Here is a 13,906-nt window from a genome sequence, read left to right on the forward strand (position 1 = left end):
GCTGCACATGGACAGCGCAGCCGTCGAACGGTTCGAGGCCGGCCGGGGTCGGCTGGCCTCGCTCGCGTACCGCCTGCTCGGCTCGGCCGCCGACGCCGAGGACGCCGTGCAGGACGCGTTCCTGCGCTGGCAGGCCGCGGACCGCGAGCGGATCGAGGTGCCGGAGGCGTGGCTGACCAAGGTGGTCACCCACCTCTGCCTCGACCGGCTCCGCTCGGCGCAGGCGCGCCACGAGCGGGCGGCCGGCGCCTGGCTGCCCGAGCCGCTCCTCGAGGGTGACCCGATGCTCGGCCCCGCCGACACCTTCGAGCAGCGCGAGTCGGTGTCCCTGGCCGTACTGACCCTCATGGAGCGCCTCTCACCGGTCGAACGGGCCGTCTACGTCCTGCGGGAGGCCTTCTCGTACGGCCATGCCGAGATCGCCCGGATCCTCGACATCACCGAGTCCGCGAGCCAGCAGCACGTCCACCGGGCCCGGACGCGGATCGCCGCCGAGCGCCGCCGCGGCAGCGAGGAGGTGGACCCCGCGTCCGCGCGCCGGGTCGTCGAGGAGTTCCTCGCCGCCGCCGCGTCGGGACGCACCGAACGGCTGGTCACGCTGCTCACCGACGACGTGACGGCGGTCTCGGACGGCGCCGGACGGGCCAGGCGGCTGCTGCGGTTCACGACGCGCGAGCGCGTCGCCTCCTACGTGCGGGCGGGGTTCAGGCCCACGCCGGCGAAGCGGCGGCTGGCCGGCGGCTCGCCCACGTTCCACGTCGCGCTGGTCAACGGCTCCCCGGCGGTCCTCGCCGTGGTCGGCGACCGGGTCGTGGGCGCCGTGGCGTTCGAAGTCGGTGACGGCAGGGTCGCGTCCCTGTGCGGTATTGCCGCCGCGGACCGGCTCGCGCGCCTCAACGAGGCCTGGCGGCAGCACGGAAGCGACGCACCGGTCGTCGCCGCATGGTGACCGGAGCCGACGGGATCCGGTGACGCGTCCGGACCGCCGCGGGCCCGGCCGCGGGGCCGCGACCGGGCCCGCGGCGGACGAGGCCGGACAGCGCACCCGTCCCGCCGGCTACGCGACCGGGCGGACCGTTCGGGGGGACCGCGCGGTTCGGGGAGCGCGTCACCACGGCCGGGGAGAGGTACGAGGGGCGTTCGAGGCGGCAGCCGTACGACACGTCGGCGCCCGGGCGCGGGCGTTCGGCGGCGGCGCCCACCAACCGGGCCGGACACGCGGTGTCCCGGTCGCCCTCCGCCGCGAACCGGGGCGCGTACTCGGCCGGCCGTTCACCGCGCCGCGCGACGTGACGCTTCCAGCGGTGCCGTTGACGTTGGGTTCCCGAGGAATCCGGGACCTGCCGGAGCGACCGCGAGGAGAGCCATGAGGAGCGGTACGTCGGAACCCGCCTGGTTCGAGTCCAGCCACAGCGGCCCCCAGGGCGACAGCGCGTGGAGGCCGCGATCACCGAACAGGCCGTCCACGTGCGGGACTCCAGGGATGTGGCCCGCCCGTCCTTCGCCGTCGGCCGTGAGGGCCGGGGGCGGTTCGTGCGGTTCGCGTCGGAGCGCCGAGCGACCTGAGGGTGCGCCGTCCGCCGGAGTGGTGGACGGCACACCCTCACCGCGTTCGGGAGCGCGGGCCACGCGGCTTCGTCACCGTCCGAAGCCGATCGTGGCGTACGCGTAGGCCTCGCCCTCCCTCGGCGCGCGGTTCCAGGACCGTGTGGTCAGTCGCGGAAGCATGCCCTCGGCCAGGGCGTGCCGGGGCAGGGACAGACCGAACTCGTCCTGCACGGCGGCCAGCAGACACCGCTCGCGGTCCGCCTCACCGACGCCGCGCAGGACCCGTTCCGGATCGAGGGCCCCGGGCACCGGCCCCGAGCGTTCGACGTCCGTGCCGCGCAGCGTGTACGCGTACAGCTCCTCGCCCCGTTCGGCGACCGACAGGTGGAACACCGTGAGGCCGCCGTCGCGAGTGCGGTGCGCCCACAGCACCACCGCGCGTCCGTCGCGCGAGGCGGCGGCGGCCGGGGAGGCGAAGAAGTTCCCGGGGGCCGACGTCCGCGGGGCCGTGTCGTAGCCGAACGCCCACCCGGAGCCCGTCCGGCCCACCGCCAGCACGGCCCGGTCCTCCCACGGCGCCGAGTCGTCCCGCTGCCCGGAGTCGTAGGGGAACCACCCGGCAGGGAGCAGGGGCGGAGCGGTCAGGCCCGCGCCCCCGTCCTCCCCGATCAGACCGGGCAGCGCCTCCGGCTCCGCGCCCTCCACCCACAGGCACCGGTAGGAGCCGTGCGGGGCGTTCCACCGCGGAGTCTCCGCCAGCCAGCACAGTCCCGGCGGATCCAGGTCCGGTACCGGATCGGGCGCCGGGCCCGGCCGGCCGGCCCGAGGCGTGGCCAGCAGCTCCAGTCCGCGCTCCCGCGTCACCACCGGACCCAGTACGGGGTCCCCCAGCAGACCGAGCGGTGCCAGCAGGTCCGGCCCCGGCGGCGACCACGACGGCAGCGCGGCACGGATCACCCGCCACGCCGTGTCCGTGTCCCCCCACCTCGCCGACTCCCACGCCTCGGCCACCGCCTGACCGAAGGCACCGCCCGGCGCGTAGCGGTAGGTGCGGTCGCGCACCTGAGCGAGGACCGCATCCGCGGCCGACGTGACACCGTCGTCGGTCCTGGTGCCCAGCAGGAACCGGCGGGGAGCAGCGCCGGGGCGCTCCTCCCGCAGGTGCGCGGCGGCCATCACGGGCACCAGCTCACCCGTGTAGCGCGGATCGGCGACGAGCTCACCGAATCCGCGGTACCTGTGCCCGACGCCGTGTGACAGCGCGTTCAACTGTTCCAGCATGGCCCGGGCGAGGGGCCGTCCGTAGCGCTCCGCCTCGGTGAGCAGCTCCCGGGCGGTCTCCCACCTTCCGCTCAGGGCCTCCTCCCGTGCACGGTCCACACCGGCGTCCAGGGCGCGGGTGGTGTCGTTCACGAAGCCGGGAATGCCCGCCCGGTCGGAGTGGAAGTGCTGGTACATCCGCTGCATGTAGGCGCGGAACGACGGATACCGGTCCGGGAACTCGCCGCTCCACCCTTTGTAGACGTACAGGGCCCACTCGCCGTCCTCGTCGGTGTCACCCGGATCCAGCAGGGCGTAGGACATGTCCGAGTCGGTCTCCAACCGCAGTGCCCGCCGCCACATTCCGGCCAGCAGCACCTCCTGCTCGGTCGAGCGCTCGGTCAACCCCTGCCGGTAGGCCGGGGTCATGTCGAACGGATCCCCGAACCAGTCGATCTCGTGGGCCGCGCCCAGCCGGTAGACGGATCCCCCGTCGAGCCGCCAGCCGTTGCTGGCAGCGAGGAACCGCCGGTAGGACGGAGGGAGCCGGGTTCCCAGGCGCTCCTCGGCGGCGGCTATCTCCTCCTCGGCCGCGGGCGGGGCGGCGAGCGCCAGGTCGGCGAGGGTCATGCCGCCCTCGGTCAGGTCCTCCATGTCGTCCTCGCCGGGAACCCATTCCTCCTGCCAGCGACGGAGGAACTGCTGCCAGTCGAAGTGGTTCTCGGTCTTCTCGCTCACGGGCCGATTGTGGCAGCCGCCACTGACAGCGATGCCGAGCCCAGGTTCCGCCGGGCGGGCGGCAGGCGGCGCCGCTCATCGACCGGAATCGGCGGCGTGCCGACATGGCGAACGCGGGGTCGACCGGGCCGGCGGGAGGAACACCCGTGTGCGCCGCGGGAGTTCAGGGGCGCACACGGAACGGGACGGATCAGGTCTTCCCCGGGTCCCGGTCCCGTGCCTGCGGCGGTGCCGGGATGCGGACCGGCGGGAGCAGGGCCATGGCACTCATGAACCAGCCGCCCGCCGAGGGGCCGTGGTTCTCCGCCGGCGCGGTGACCGCCGGCGGGCCGCGGCACCGCCCGGCACACCGCCGAGCTCGGCGACCGCGCCCGAGAGGTCGCTCGGTGGAGGCGCGGGGTGGCGCATGACTCCATCGGAGCGGCCGGAGAGGGGGCGAGGGCCGTGTGCGAGCAGTGCGAGCGGGGAGCCGGCCATGACGGTCCGTTCCGCCCGGCAAGGGGGGGCGGGCTGTTGCTCGGGACGCCCGTTCGACGTTCCGGGCGCCCGGTGACGCATCAGTTCGAAGGCGCAGCGGCCGGGAGCCTCCGGTACCGGACGAAAGTCCCGGGGAAGCCCCGGGGAAGTCGCAGAAGCGCCGCCACTTCCCCTCCCGCTGCGCGTTCGCGCGGGTCGGCAGAGGCGTGACGGCGCCTTCTCCGCGCGCTCTCAGATGTCCCGGAAGATCTCGATCTGCGCCCCGATCGAGTTCAGCCGCTCCGCCAGGTCCTCGTACCCGCGGTTGATGACGTACACGTTGCGCAGGACGGACGTGCCCTCCGCCGCCATCATCGCCAGCAGGACGACCACCGCGGGGCGCAGGGCCGGCGGGCACATCATCTCGGCGGCGCGCCAGCGGGTCGGGCCCTCGACCAGGACGCGGTGCGGGTCGAGCAACTGCAGGCGCCCGCCGAGGCGGTTGAGGTCGGTCAGGTAGATCGCGCGGTTGTCGTAGACCCAGTCGTGGATCAGGGTCTTGCCCTGGGCCACCGCCGCGATCGCCGCGAAGAACGGGACGTTGTCGATGTTCAGGCCGGGGAACGGCATCGGGTGGATCTTGTCGATCGGCGCCTCCAGCTTGGAGGGGCGCACGGTGAGGTCCACCAGCCGGGTGCGGCCGTTGTCGGCGAAGTACTCGGGCGTGCGGTCGTGGTCGAGGCCCATCTCCTCCAGGACCGCGAGCTCGATCTCCAGGAACTCGATGGGGACGCGGCGGACGGTGAGTTCCGACTCCGTCACCACGGCCGCGGCCACCAGGCTCATCGCCTCGACCGGGTCCTCGGAGGGGGAGTAGTCCACGTCGACGTCGATGGTGGGCACGCCGTGCACGGTGAGCGTGGTGGTGCCGATGCCGTCGACCTTGACGCCCAGCGCCTCCAGGAAGAAGCACAGGTCCTGGACCATGTAGTTGGAGGAGGCGTTGCGGATGACGGTGATGCCGTCGTGCCGGGCGGCGGCGAGCAGCGCGTTCTCGGTGACCGTGTCCCCGCGCTCGGTCAGCACGATCGGGCGGTCGGGAGCGACGGAGCGGTCGACCACCGCGTGGTACTGGCCCTCGGTCGCGGCGATGTCCAGGCCGAACCGGCGCAGCGCGATCATGTGCGGCTCGACGGTGCGCGTCCCGAGGTCGCAGCCGCCGGCGTACGGCAGCATGAAGCGGTCCGTGCGGTGCAGCAGCGGGCCGAGGAACATGATGATGGAGCGGGTGCGGCGGGCGGCGTCCGCGTCGATGGCCGCGAGGTCCAGCTCGGCCGGGGGCACGATCTCCAGGTCGACGCCGTCGTTGATCCACCGGGTGCGCACGCCGATGGAGTGCAGCACCTCCAGGAGGCGGTAGACCTCCTCGATGCGCGCGACGCGGCGCAGCACCGTGCGCCCGCTGTTGAGCAGCGAGGCGCACAGCAGCGCCACGCACGCGTTCTTGCTCGTCTTCACGTCGATGGCGCCGGAGAGCCGGCGGCCGCCCACCACGCGCAGGTGCATCGGCCCGGCGTAGCCCAGGGAGACGATCTCGCTGTCGAGCGCCTCTCCTATGCGGGCGATCATCTCAAGGCTGATGTTCTGGTTGCCGCGCTCGATGCGGTTGACGGCGCTCTGGCTGGTGCCGAGCGCCTCGGCGAGCTGCGCCTGGGTCCAGCCACGATGCTGCCTGGCGTCGCGGATGAGCCTGCCGATGCGTACGAGGTAGTCGTCTGCCATGGGGTTGAGGTTATCTCAGATATGAGATGGCACCTCTCGGGGGGTCCGTTCGGGTGACGCGGCGTCAGTGTCGCCTGGTGCGACGGGTCCGGCGCCATCCGAAGGGTCCGGGCAGATCCATCGATGTCGTGCGGCGTCCCGTGCTGCTGTGCGTGTACCGAGGGCCGTTCCTGCCGCCGGTGGTGAGGGACCACGACCGCTTGTTGATGTTCAGTCGCACCCCCGGGAGGATCCGGAAGCTCTTGCGGAACGTCAGTGGCATGCGTACCTCCGGTCGGATTCGTGGTGGCTGCCCTACGGTTACCCCCACTTGGCGTACTGATGGCTGTACGCGACCGGTTCCTCGAACGCGACGGACATCACCGGCTCGGTCGCGTGCGCCGGCACGGCGGGCCCGACGGTGTACCGGTGCCGCGACACGTCCCCCTCCTCGCGCAGTTCCAGCACCCCCGGTTCCGGGCACCGCCAGGTCAGCCGGCCGACGTCCTCCGCGAAGGCGTTCGACACGCTGCTCCAGCCCGTGCCGTCGGCCCGCAGTTCGAGGTCGGAGCACTCCATCGCGCCGTGGTCGAAGGCGTCGCTGCTCCAGTGCCCGATCAGCGCCTCGTCCAGCCCGGTCCGCGGGTCCCGGGCGTCCCGCTCGGCGATCCGCACCCGGGTCGCGAGGCCCGCGTCGCCCAGGCCGACGACGCGGTCGCCGTGCAGGATGACGCCGACGCCCCGCTCCGGGTCCCGGACGCAGTCGAACACGATGCCGACGTAGGGGACGCCGTCGCGGGAGACCGGGTGGACGTGCACCGCGCGGACGGTGGCCAGGCGCTCCGGGCGTTCCCTCTCCTCCGGGTCGAGGGTGGCGTAGTGGGCCCGCAGGGAGGGCCACAGGCCCCGCGGCAGGGGGGCGGAGCCGCCGTGGGCGGGCGGGGTGGGGTCGGCGCTCCTCATGGGCGGGAAGTAGACCACGCCGGGCCTGGGCATGACCATTCGGCCCCCGTGTACTAGAGTTATCTCGACATCGAGATATCTGCCGAGAAGCACCGCAGCCGCCACCCCGGTAAGGGATACCTAACTTAGCCTTACCTTAGCGGATCGGCCGAGATGCCGTGGCGGCAGGATCGTGGTGGTACGCGCACATCAATGAAGGAGACTGTCGTGTCGGCGAACAGCTTCGACGCCCGCAGCACGCTGCAGGTGGGCGACGAGTCGTACGAGATCTTCCGGCTGGACAAGGTCGAGGGCTCCGCGCGCCTTCCCTACAGCCTGAAGGTGCTGCTGGAGAACCTGCTCCGCACCGAGGACGGCGCGAACATCACCGCCGACCACATCCGCGCCCTCGGCGGCTGGGACTCCCAGGCCCAGCCGTCGCAGGAGATCCAGTTCACGCCGGCCCGCGTGATCATGCAGGACTTCACCGGCGTGCCCTGCGTCGTGGACCTCGCCACCATGCGCGAGGCCGTCAAGGAGCTGGGCGGCGACCCGGCGAAGATCAACCCGCTGGCCCCGGCCGAGCTGGTGATCGACCACTCCGTCATCGCCGACAAGTTCGGCACCAACGACGCCTTCAAGCAGAACGTCGACCTGGAGTACGGCCGCAACCGCGAGCGCTACCAGTTCCTGCGCTGGGGCCAGACCGCGTTCGACGAGTTCAAGGTCGTCCCGCCCGGCACCGGCATCGTCCACCAGGTGAACATCGAGCACCTGGCCCGCGTGGTGATGGTCCGCGACGGCAAGGCCTACCCGGACACCCTGGTCGGCACCGACTCGCACACCACGATGGTCAACGGCCTCGGCGTCCTCGGCTGGGGCGTCGGCGGCATCGAGGCCGAGGCCGCCATGCTCGGCCAGCCGGTCTCCATGCTGATCCCGCGCGTCGTCGGCTTCAAGCTCACCGGTGAGCTCACGCCCGGCACCACCGCCACCGACCTGGTGCTCACCATCACCGAGATGCTGCGCAAGCACGGCGTCGTCGGCAAGTTCGTCGAGTTCTACGGCGAGGGCGTCGCCGCCACCTCCCTGGCCAACCGCGCCACCATCGGCAACATGTCGCCGGAGTTCGGCTCCACCGCCGCGATCTTCCCGATCGACGGCGAGACCCTGAACTACATGCGTCTGACCGGCCGCAGCGACCAGCAGGTCGCCCTGGTCGAGGCGTACGCCAAGGAGCAGGGCCTCTGGCTGGACCCGAAGGCCGAGCCGGACTTCTCCGAGAAGCTCGAACTGGACCTGTCCACCGTCGTCCCGTCCATCGCCGGCCCGAAGCGCCCGCAGGACCGCATCGAACTCACCCGCGCCGCCGAGCAGTTCAACGCCGACGTGCTCAACTACGTGCAGGCCGGCGTCACCGGCGGCGACGACCGCAAGCCGGGCGTCCCGCAGCAGGAGCAGCCGCACGGCGTCGAGTCCCCGGTCGACGAGGCGAGCGCCGAGTCCTTCCCGGCCTCCGACGCCCCCGCCTACGGCAGCGACGACAATGGCGCCGGCGCCCCGCAGCACTCCGCCGTCGTGCCCGGCCCCGGCCCGTCCAACCCGGTCCGGGTCACCGCCGCCGACGGCACGACCTACGAGCTGGACCACGGCGCGGTGACGGTCGCGGCCATCACCTCCTGCACCAACACCTCCAACCCGTACGTCATGGTCGCCGCCGCCCTGGTGGCCAAGAAGGCGGTGGAGAAGGGCCTGACCCGCAAGCCCTGGGTCAAGACCACCCTCGCCCCGGGCTCCAAGGTCGTCACCGACTACTTCGAGAAGGCGGGCCTGACCCCGTACCTCGACAAGGTCGGCTTCAACCTCGTCGGCTACGGCTGCACCACCTGCATCGGCAACTCCGGCCCGCTGCCGGAGGAGGTCTCCCAGGCGGTCAACGAGCACGACCTCGCGGTCACCTCGGTGCTCTCCGGCAACCGCAACTTCGAGGGCCGGATCAACCCCGACGTCAAGATGAACTACCTGGCGTCCCCGCCGCTGGTCGTCGCCTACGCGATCGCCGGTTCCATGAAGGTGGACATCACCAAGGAGGCCCTCGGCACCGACACCGACGGCAACCCGGTCTACCTGAAGGACATCTGGCCCTCCGAGGCCGAGGTCAACGACGTCGTGGCGAACGCCATCGGCGAGGACATGTTCTCCAAGTCCTACTCCGACGTCTTCGCCGGCGACGCCCAGTGGCAGGCGCTGCCCGTCCCGACCGGCGACACCTTCGAGTGGGACGCCGAGTCCACCTACGTGCGCAAGCCCCCGTACTTCGAGGGCATGGGCATGGAGCCGGCCCCGGTCGAGGACATCTCCGGCGCCCGCGTGCTGGCCAAGCTGGGCGACTCGGTCACCACCGACCACATCTCCCCGGCCGGCGCCATCAAGGCCGACACCCCGGCCGGCAAGTACCTCACGGAGCACGGCATCGAGCGCCGCGACTTCAACAGCTACGGCTCCCGCCGCGGCAACCACGAGGTCATGATCCGCGGCACGTTCGCCAACATCCGCCTGCGCAACCAGATCGCGCCGGGCACCGAGGGCGGCTACACCCGCGACTTCACCCAGGACGGCGGTCCGGTGTCGTTCATCTACGACGCCTCCCGCAACTACCTCGAGCGGGGCATCCCGCTGGTCGTCCTGGCCGGCAAGGAGTACGGCTCCGGCTCGTCCCGCGACTGGGCCGCCAAGGGCACCGCGCTGCTCGGCGTCAAGGCCGTCATCGCCGAGTCCTACGAGCGCATCCACCGTTCGAACCTCATCGGCATGGGCGTCCTGCCGCTGCAGTTCCCGGAGGGCCAGTCCGCCGACTCCCTCGGCCTGACCGGCGAGGAGACCTTCTCCGTCTCCGGCGTCACCGAGCTGAACGAGGGCACCACCCCGCGCACGGTGAAGGTCACCACCGACACGGGCGTCGAGTTCGACGCGGTCGTCCGCATCGACACCCCCGGTGAGGCCGACTACTACCGCAACGGCGGCATCCTGCAGTACGTGCTGCGCAGCCTGATCCGCAAGTAAGCGGCTCGGCAGGGCGGTCGAGGGCCGCACCCCCGGTGGCGGGGGTGCGGCCCTCGCCGTGCCCACCGCGTCCCGCCGGACGCCGAAACGCCGTCAGGTGACGAGGTGGCGGTGGGCCGCGGCGCACAGCGTGTGCGTCCCGTCCTGACCGGGCGCCAGGACGGTGACCGGGAAGGGCTCGACGAGCCGACGCGCCGGCTGCGCGAGCGGCTGCTCGACACGGACGCGGGCGGCGTCGACCCGGACCGCTCCGGGAACGTCCCCGCCGGGGCCGGGCCGGACGTCCGGCCCGGCCCCGGCGGGCCGGTACGGCAACCAGGCGCCGGGACGGCCGCGTTCGTCCCTCAGGACACCGGGGTGGGCCGGCAGGCGCTCGAGGACCCGCGGACCGGTGACGTCGGGGCGAGCGCGGTCGTCGACGGCCGCCACACGAAGTGACCCGGGCCGTCGGGCACTTCCTCCCCGCCGCGTTCCGCACACCCGGATGCGCCGGTGCCGGGCGCGGTCCGGCGCGACAGTCGTTTACAACCACGCCCCCTCGGCGCTACCGTGCCCTCACGGGCGGGGTGGGAGCGCTCCCATCTCCCGGTGGACCGGAACCCGCCGCCGGAGCGCCCCCGCCTCGCCCGGCCTCGCGCATCCCCGCACATCGCCGCGTACGACCCGTCAGGCCCACAGCGAACGACAGGTGTGTCATGATCGCGACAGCATTTCGGGGTGGGGCCGCTCCCCGGTCGTCCCTCCCCGCCCGCTCCAGAGCCCTCTTCCTCGCCCTGGTCTCCTTGCTCGCGACCCTGCCGGCCGTCGGCCTGGTCGTGACGACGGGCGGCTGGAGCGGCGGCCACCGGTCCGAGGTGACCGTCACCGTCACCGACGCCGGCGGCGGGGCGGTCCTGCCCTGCCGGGGCGGCTGAACCCCGCGTGGCGGTCCCGACGCGGACCCGGCGTGTCCGGCCGTCATCGGAACCGCCCCCTCTCATGACTCCAACAGGGAGTGGAGCCAGTCGAGCTGGCGCCGCACGTGCACCGCGTCCCCGCCCTCGTGCCCGTTGAACGGGTAGGCGTGGAGCTCCTTGGCCGGCTCCGCGCCCGTCAGGTCCGCGTAGCGGTTGAACGCGGCGTACGCCCCGCTCGGCGGGCAGACCGTGTCGCGCAGGCCGACCCCGAAGTGGGCCGGGGCGTGGGCGCGGCGGGCGAAGGAGACGCCCTCGACGTAGGAGAGCGTGCGGCGGGCGGCCTCCTCGGCGCCCCGGTGGACCGAGAGGTAGGCGGTGATCTCGCCGTACGGGCCCGTGTCGGCGAGGTCCAGGGCGCGGGGGATGCCGCACAGCAGCGGGGCGGTGACCAGCGCCGCCGCCAGGTCCGGCACCAGGCCCGCCACCGCCAGGGCGAGCCCCCCGCCCTGGCTGTTGCCGACCGCCACGACGCGCGAGGGGTCCACGCCCGGCAGGGCGCGCACGGCGGCGACCGCGCGCACCGCGTCGGTGATCAGCCGGCGGTAGTGGTAGTCCCGCGGGGCGAGCAGCCCGCGGACCGCCGGACCGGGACCGCCCGGCGCGGCGGCGTGCGGATCGGGGGTGTCACCGCCGCAGCCGTACTGGTCCCCCTGTCCCCGGTTGTCCATCAGCAGATGCGCGTACCCGGCGTTCACCCAGGTCAGCCGCTCGTGCGGCAGGCCGCGCCCGCGCCCGTAGCCGGCGTACTCGACGACCGCCGGCATGCCCTCGGCCGTTCCGGCCGTGGAGCCGGGACGCCGGGGAAGGCTGAACCAGGCGCGCACGGGGTCACCGGCGAAGCCGCGGAACGTCACGTCCCAGGTCTCGGTCAGCCGCAGTCCGTTCTCCACCGGGCGGGACGAGACCAGCGGATCCCCCTCGGCCGACGCCTCCTTCAGGGTGGTCTCCCAGAAGGCGTCGAAGTCGGCGGGCTCCCCGATGTCCGGGCGGTGGCGCTCCAGTTCAGCCGGGGGGAGGTCGAACGCGGGCACGGGGCACACCTCGCAGGGTCGAAGGGGGACGGGGCGACCGATCGTTGCGGGATATTGCCAGAAAGTTCCGGAGAACGTAATAGGTCGTCTCAGCCCTTTATCGTGGGCGAGTTCGTGTTCCATCCTCTCAAGAATCCAGCGTGCGCCATCCATTGACAGCGCTTACTGCTCCCCTTAGGTTGCCGCGAGTTACCGATAAGAGCTCGAAAGTTTCGGTTCTGCGTCCTACGGCACGGAAGGCCCGAGCACTATGAGCACCCCCACCACGTCGGCTCCACCGCCGGGCACGCAGGACCCGCCGCCGGCGAAGACCCCACCGCACCGCACGCGTTCCCCCGCACGCACCGGCTGGCGCCGGGCCCTGCGCAGGGACTGGCAGCTGTACTCGCTGGCCGTGCTGCCGCTGCTGTTCTTCCTGGTGTTCCGCTATCTGCCGATGATCGGCAACGTGATCGCCTTCCGCCGGTTCGAGCCCGGCGGTTCGATCCTCGGCGAACACTGGGTGGGCCTGCGCTACGTCGAGATGTTCCTCACCGACCCCACCTTCTGGCAGGTGTTCCGGAACACCCTGTGGCTCGGCGGCCTCACCCTCGTGTTCTGCTTCCCGATCCCGATCGTGCTGGCACTGCTCCTCAACGAGGTGCGCCGGCGGGCCCTGAAGCGGTTCGTGCAGTCGGTCTCGTACCTGCCGCACTTCCTGTCGATCGTGATCGTCGCGGGCATCACCCTGCAGATGCTCGCCACGGACGGGCCCGTCAACCACATGCTGGGCTGGTTCGGCCACGAGCCGGTCCGGTTCATCCAGGAACCCGACTGGTTCCGCACCATCTACGTCGGCTCGGAGATCTGGCAGACCGCCGGCTGGGGCACGATCCTGTACCTCGCCGCGCTCACCACCATCGACGAGGACCTGTACGAGGCCGCCCGCATCGACGGCGCCAGCCGCTGGCGGCAGACCTGGCACGTCACCCTGCCCGGCATCCGCCCGACCATGATCACACTGCTGATCCTCAACATCGGCACCTTCATGGCGGTCGGCTTCGAGAAGATCCTGCTGCTGTACAACCCGCTGACGTACCCGACCGCCGACGTCATCTCGACGTACCTGTACCGGACCGGTGTCGAGTCCAACAGCTTCAGCTACGCCGCCGCCATCGGCCTGTTCGAGGCGGTCATCGGCCTGATCCTGATCACTTCCGCGAACCAGATGTCGCGCCGCACCGTGGGGACGAGCCTGTGGTGAGCCTTCCGTCCCCGCGCAAGCCGCGCACCTCGGTCAACCAGCCGACCCCCGGCTACCGCGTCTTCCAGGGCGTCAACGGGGTGATCCTCACCCTCGTCGTGGTCGTCACCCTCTACCCGTTCGTCAACATCGTCGCCCGCTCGTTCAGCGGCGAACGGCAGATCCGGGCCGGCGAGGTGACGCTGTGGCCCAAGGGGTTCAACCTCACCACGTACGAGATCGTCTTCAACGACGGGATGTTCTGGCGGAACTACGGCAACACCGTCTTCTACACGGTGGTCTCCACCGCCGTCGCCATGGCGCTGACGACCTGTTACGCCTACGTCCTGTCGAAGAAGCACCTCAAGGGACGCGGATTCCTCGTCGGGGTCGCCGTGTTCACCATGTTCTTCACCGGCGGCCTGATCCCCAACTACGTGCTGATCACCAGCCTCGGCCTGAAGAACACCGTGTGGGCGCTCGCCCTGCCGAACGCGATCAGCGTCTTCAACCTGCTGGTGATGAAGGCCTTCTTCGAGAGCCTGCCCGACGAACTGGAGGAGGCCGCCCAGATCGACGGCCTCAGCACCTACGGCATCCTGCGGCGGATCGTGCTGCCGCTGTCGAAGGCGGTCGTCGCGACGATGGTGCTGTTCTACTCCGTCTCCTTCTGGAACTCCTGGTTCAGCGCCTTCCTCTACATGGACAGGACCGACCTGATGCCGGTCACCGTCTACCTGCGCAACCTGATCGCGGGCGCCACACAGGGCGGCAACGCCGGCGCCACCACCGAGCAGCTGAGCCAGACCGCGGCCAACATCCAGGCCGTCACCATCGTGCTCACCTCGCTGCCGATCCTCTGCGTGTACCCGTTCGTCCAGCGCTACTTCGTGTCGGGCGTGATGCTCGGCGCGGTCAAGGGCTGACCA

11 protein-coding genes and 2 pseudogenes are annotated in these 13,906 nt (G+C 71.8%); 7 read left to right on the forward strand and 6 right to left on the reverse strand.

The window, feature by feature from the left end; genetic code table 11:
- Positions 1–7: 7 nt before the first annotated feature.
- Positions 8–949, forward strand: a complete 942-nt coding sequence (locus tag FHS37_RS13205) for a sigma-70 family RNA polymerase sigma factor (RefSeq protein ID WP_184820544.1) — start codon at positions 8–10, stop codon at positions 947–949.
- 133 nt (positions 950–1,082) lie between these two features.
- Here the strand turns inward: FHS37_RS13205 and FHS37_RS39295 are convergent.
- A pseudogene (locus FHS37_RS39295) lies at positions 1,083–1,286 on the reverse strand (hypothetical protein); the annotation flags it as partial.
- Between the two features lie 80 nt (positions 1,287–1,366).
- Here FHS37_RS39295 and FHS37_RS13210 point away from each other — a divergent pair.
- Positions 1,367–1,566, forward strand: a pseudogene (locus FHS37_RS13210) (DUF397 domain-containing protein).
- 72 nt (positions 1,567–1,638) lie between these two features.
- On the opposite strand, the gene FHS37_RS13215 reads toward FHS37_RS13210, so the two are convergent.
- From FHS37_RS13215 to FHS37_RS13230, 4 genes are all read right to left on the reverse strand, one after another.
- A complete protein-coding gene (locus FHS37_RS13215; RefSeq protein WP_184820547.1) occupies positions 1,639–3,546 on the reverse strand; it encodes an SMI1/KNR4 family protein in 1,908 nt (635 codons plus the stop codon).
- Between the two features lie 708 nt (positions 3,547–4,254).
- Complete coding sequence (locus FHS37_RS13220) at positions 4,255–5,784, reverse strand: helix-turn-helix domain-containing protein (RefSeq protein WP_184820549.1); 1,530 nt, start codon at positions 5,782–5,784, stop codon at positions 4,255–4,257.
- 64 nt (positions 5,785–5,848) lie between these two features.
- Positions 5,849–6,046: a DUF4236 domain-containing protein gene (locus FHS37_RS13225; protein ID WP_184820551.1), complete on the reverse strand. Its 198-nt coding sequence runs from the start codon at positions 6,044–6,046 to the stop codon at positions 5,849–5,851.
- A 38-nt stretch (positions 6,047–6,084) separates the two neighbouring features.
- Entirely contained in the window at positions 6,085–6,765 is a 681-nt protein-coding gene (locus FHS37_RS13230) for a hypothetical protein (RefSeq protein WP_184820553.1), read from the reverse strand.
- 168 nt (positions 6,766–6,933) lie between these two features.
- On the opposite strand from FHS37_RS13230, the gene FHS37_RS13235 reads away from it, so the two are divergent.
- From FHS37_RS13235 to FHS37_RS39300, 3 genes are all read left to right on the forward strand, one after another.
- Positions 6,934–9,768 (forward strand): aconitate hydratase, encoded by a 2,835-nt coding sequence (locus tag FHS37_RS13235; protein ID WP_308436698.1) that lies wholly within the window; start codon positions 6,934–6,936, stop codon positions 9,766–9,768.
- A gap of 105 nt (positions 9,769–9,873) precedes the next feature.
- Positions 9,874–10,206: a hypothetical protein gene (locus FHS37_RS13240; protein ID WP_184820557.1), complete on the forward strand. Its 333-nt coding sequence runs from the start codon at positions 9,874–9,876 to the stop codon at positions 10,204–10,206.
- Positions 10,207–10,463: 257 nt separating this feature from the next.
- Positions 10,464–10,682, forward strand: coding sequence for a hypothetical protein (locus FHS37_RS39300; RefSeq protein WP_229889847.1), 219 nt, complete (start codon positions 10,464–10,466; stop codon positions 10,680–10,682).
- A gap of 62 nt (positions 10,683–10,744) precedes the next feature.
- On the opposite strand, the gene FHS37_RS13250 is transcribed toward FHS37_RS39300, so the two are convergent.
- Positions 10,745–11,755: an acetylxylan esterase gene (locus tag FHS37_RS13250; RefSeq protein WP_184820559.1), complete on the reverse strand. Its 1,011-nt coding sequence runs from the start codon at positions 11,753–11,755 to the stop codon at positions 10,745–10,747.
- 250 nt (positions 11,756–12,005) lie between these two features.
- Between FHS37_RS13250 and FHS37_RS13255 the strand changes: the two genes are divergently transcribed.
- Together FHS37_RS13255 and FHS37_RS13260 are read left to right on the forward strand one after the other, a co-directional pair.
- Positions 12,006–12,998, forward strand: coding sequence for an ABC transporter permease (locus tag FHS37_RS13255; RefSeq protein ID WP_184820561.1), 993 nt, complete (start codon positions 12,006–12,008; stop codon positions 12,996–12,998).
- The gene (locus FHS37_RS13260) at positions 12,995–13,903 is read left to right on the forward strand and encodes a carbohydrate ABC transporter permease (protein ID WP_184820563.1); all 909 of its coding nucleotides are present in this window, start codon (positions 12,995–12,997) and stop codon (positions 13,901–13,903) included. The genes FHS37_RS13255 and FHS37_RS13260 overlap by 4 nt, the downstream gene beginning before the upstream one ends.
- Positions 13,904–13,906: the final 3 nt, after the last annotated feature.

Origin of the sequence: Streptomyces griseomycini (assembly GCF_014203535.1) — a bacterium.
In the GTDB taxonomy this organism is placed as follows: domain Bacteria; phylum Actinomycetota; class Actinomycetes; order Streptomycetales; family Streptomycetaceae; genus Streptomyces; species Streptomyces griseomycini.

What these genes read in the sequence shown, in the direction of transcription:
- FHS37_RS13255 (WP_184820561.1), top strand. Translation starts at nt 12,006, where the DNA reads ATGAGCACCCCCACCACGTCGGCTCCACCGCCGGGCACGCAGGACCCG.
- FHS37_RS13225 (WP_184820551.1), bottom strand. Translation starts at nt 6,046, where the DNA reads ATGCCACTGACGTTCCGCAAGAGCTTCCGGATCCTCCCGGGGGTGCGA.
- FHS37_RS39300 (WP_229889847.1), top strand. Translation starts at nt 10,464, where the DNA reads ATGATCGCGACAGCATTTCGGGGTGGGGCCGCTCCCCGGTCGTCCCTC.
- FHS37_RS13220 (WP_184820549.1), bottom strand. Translation starts at nt 5,784, where the DNA reads ATGGCAGACGACTACCTCGTACGCATCGGCAGGCTCATCCGCGACGCC.
- FHS37_RS13230 (WP_184820553.1), bottom strand. Translation starts at nt 6,765, where the DNA reads ATGGTCATGCCCAGGCCCGGCGTGGTCTACTTCCCGCCCATGAGGAGC.
- FHS37_RS13205 (WP_184820544.1), top strand. Translation starts at nt 8, where the DNA reads ATGGACAGCGCAGCCGTCGAACGGTTCGAGGCCGGCCGGGGTCGGCTG.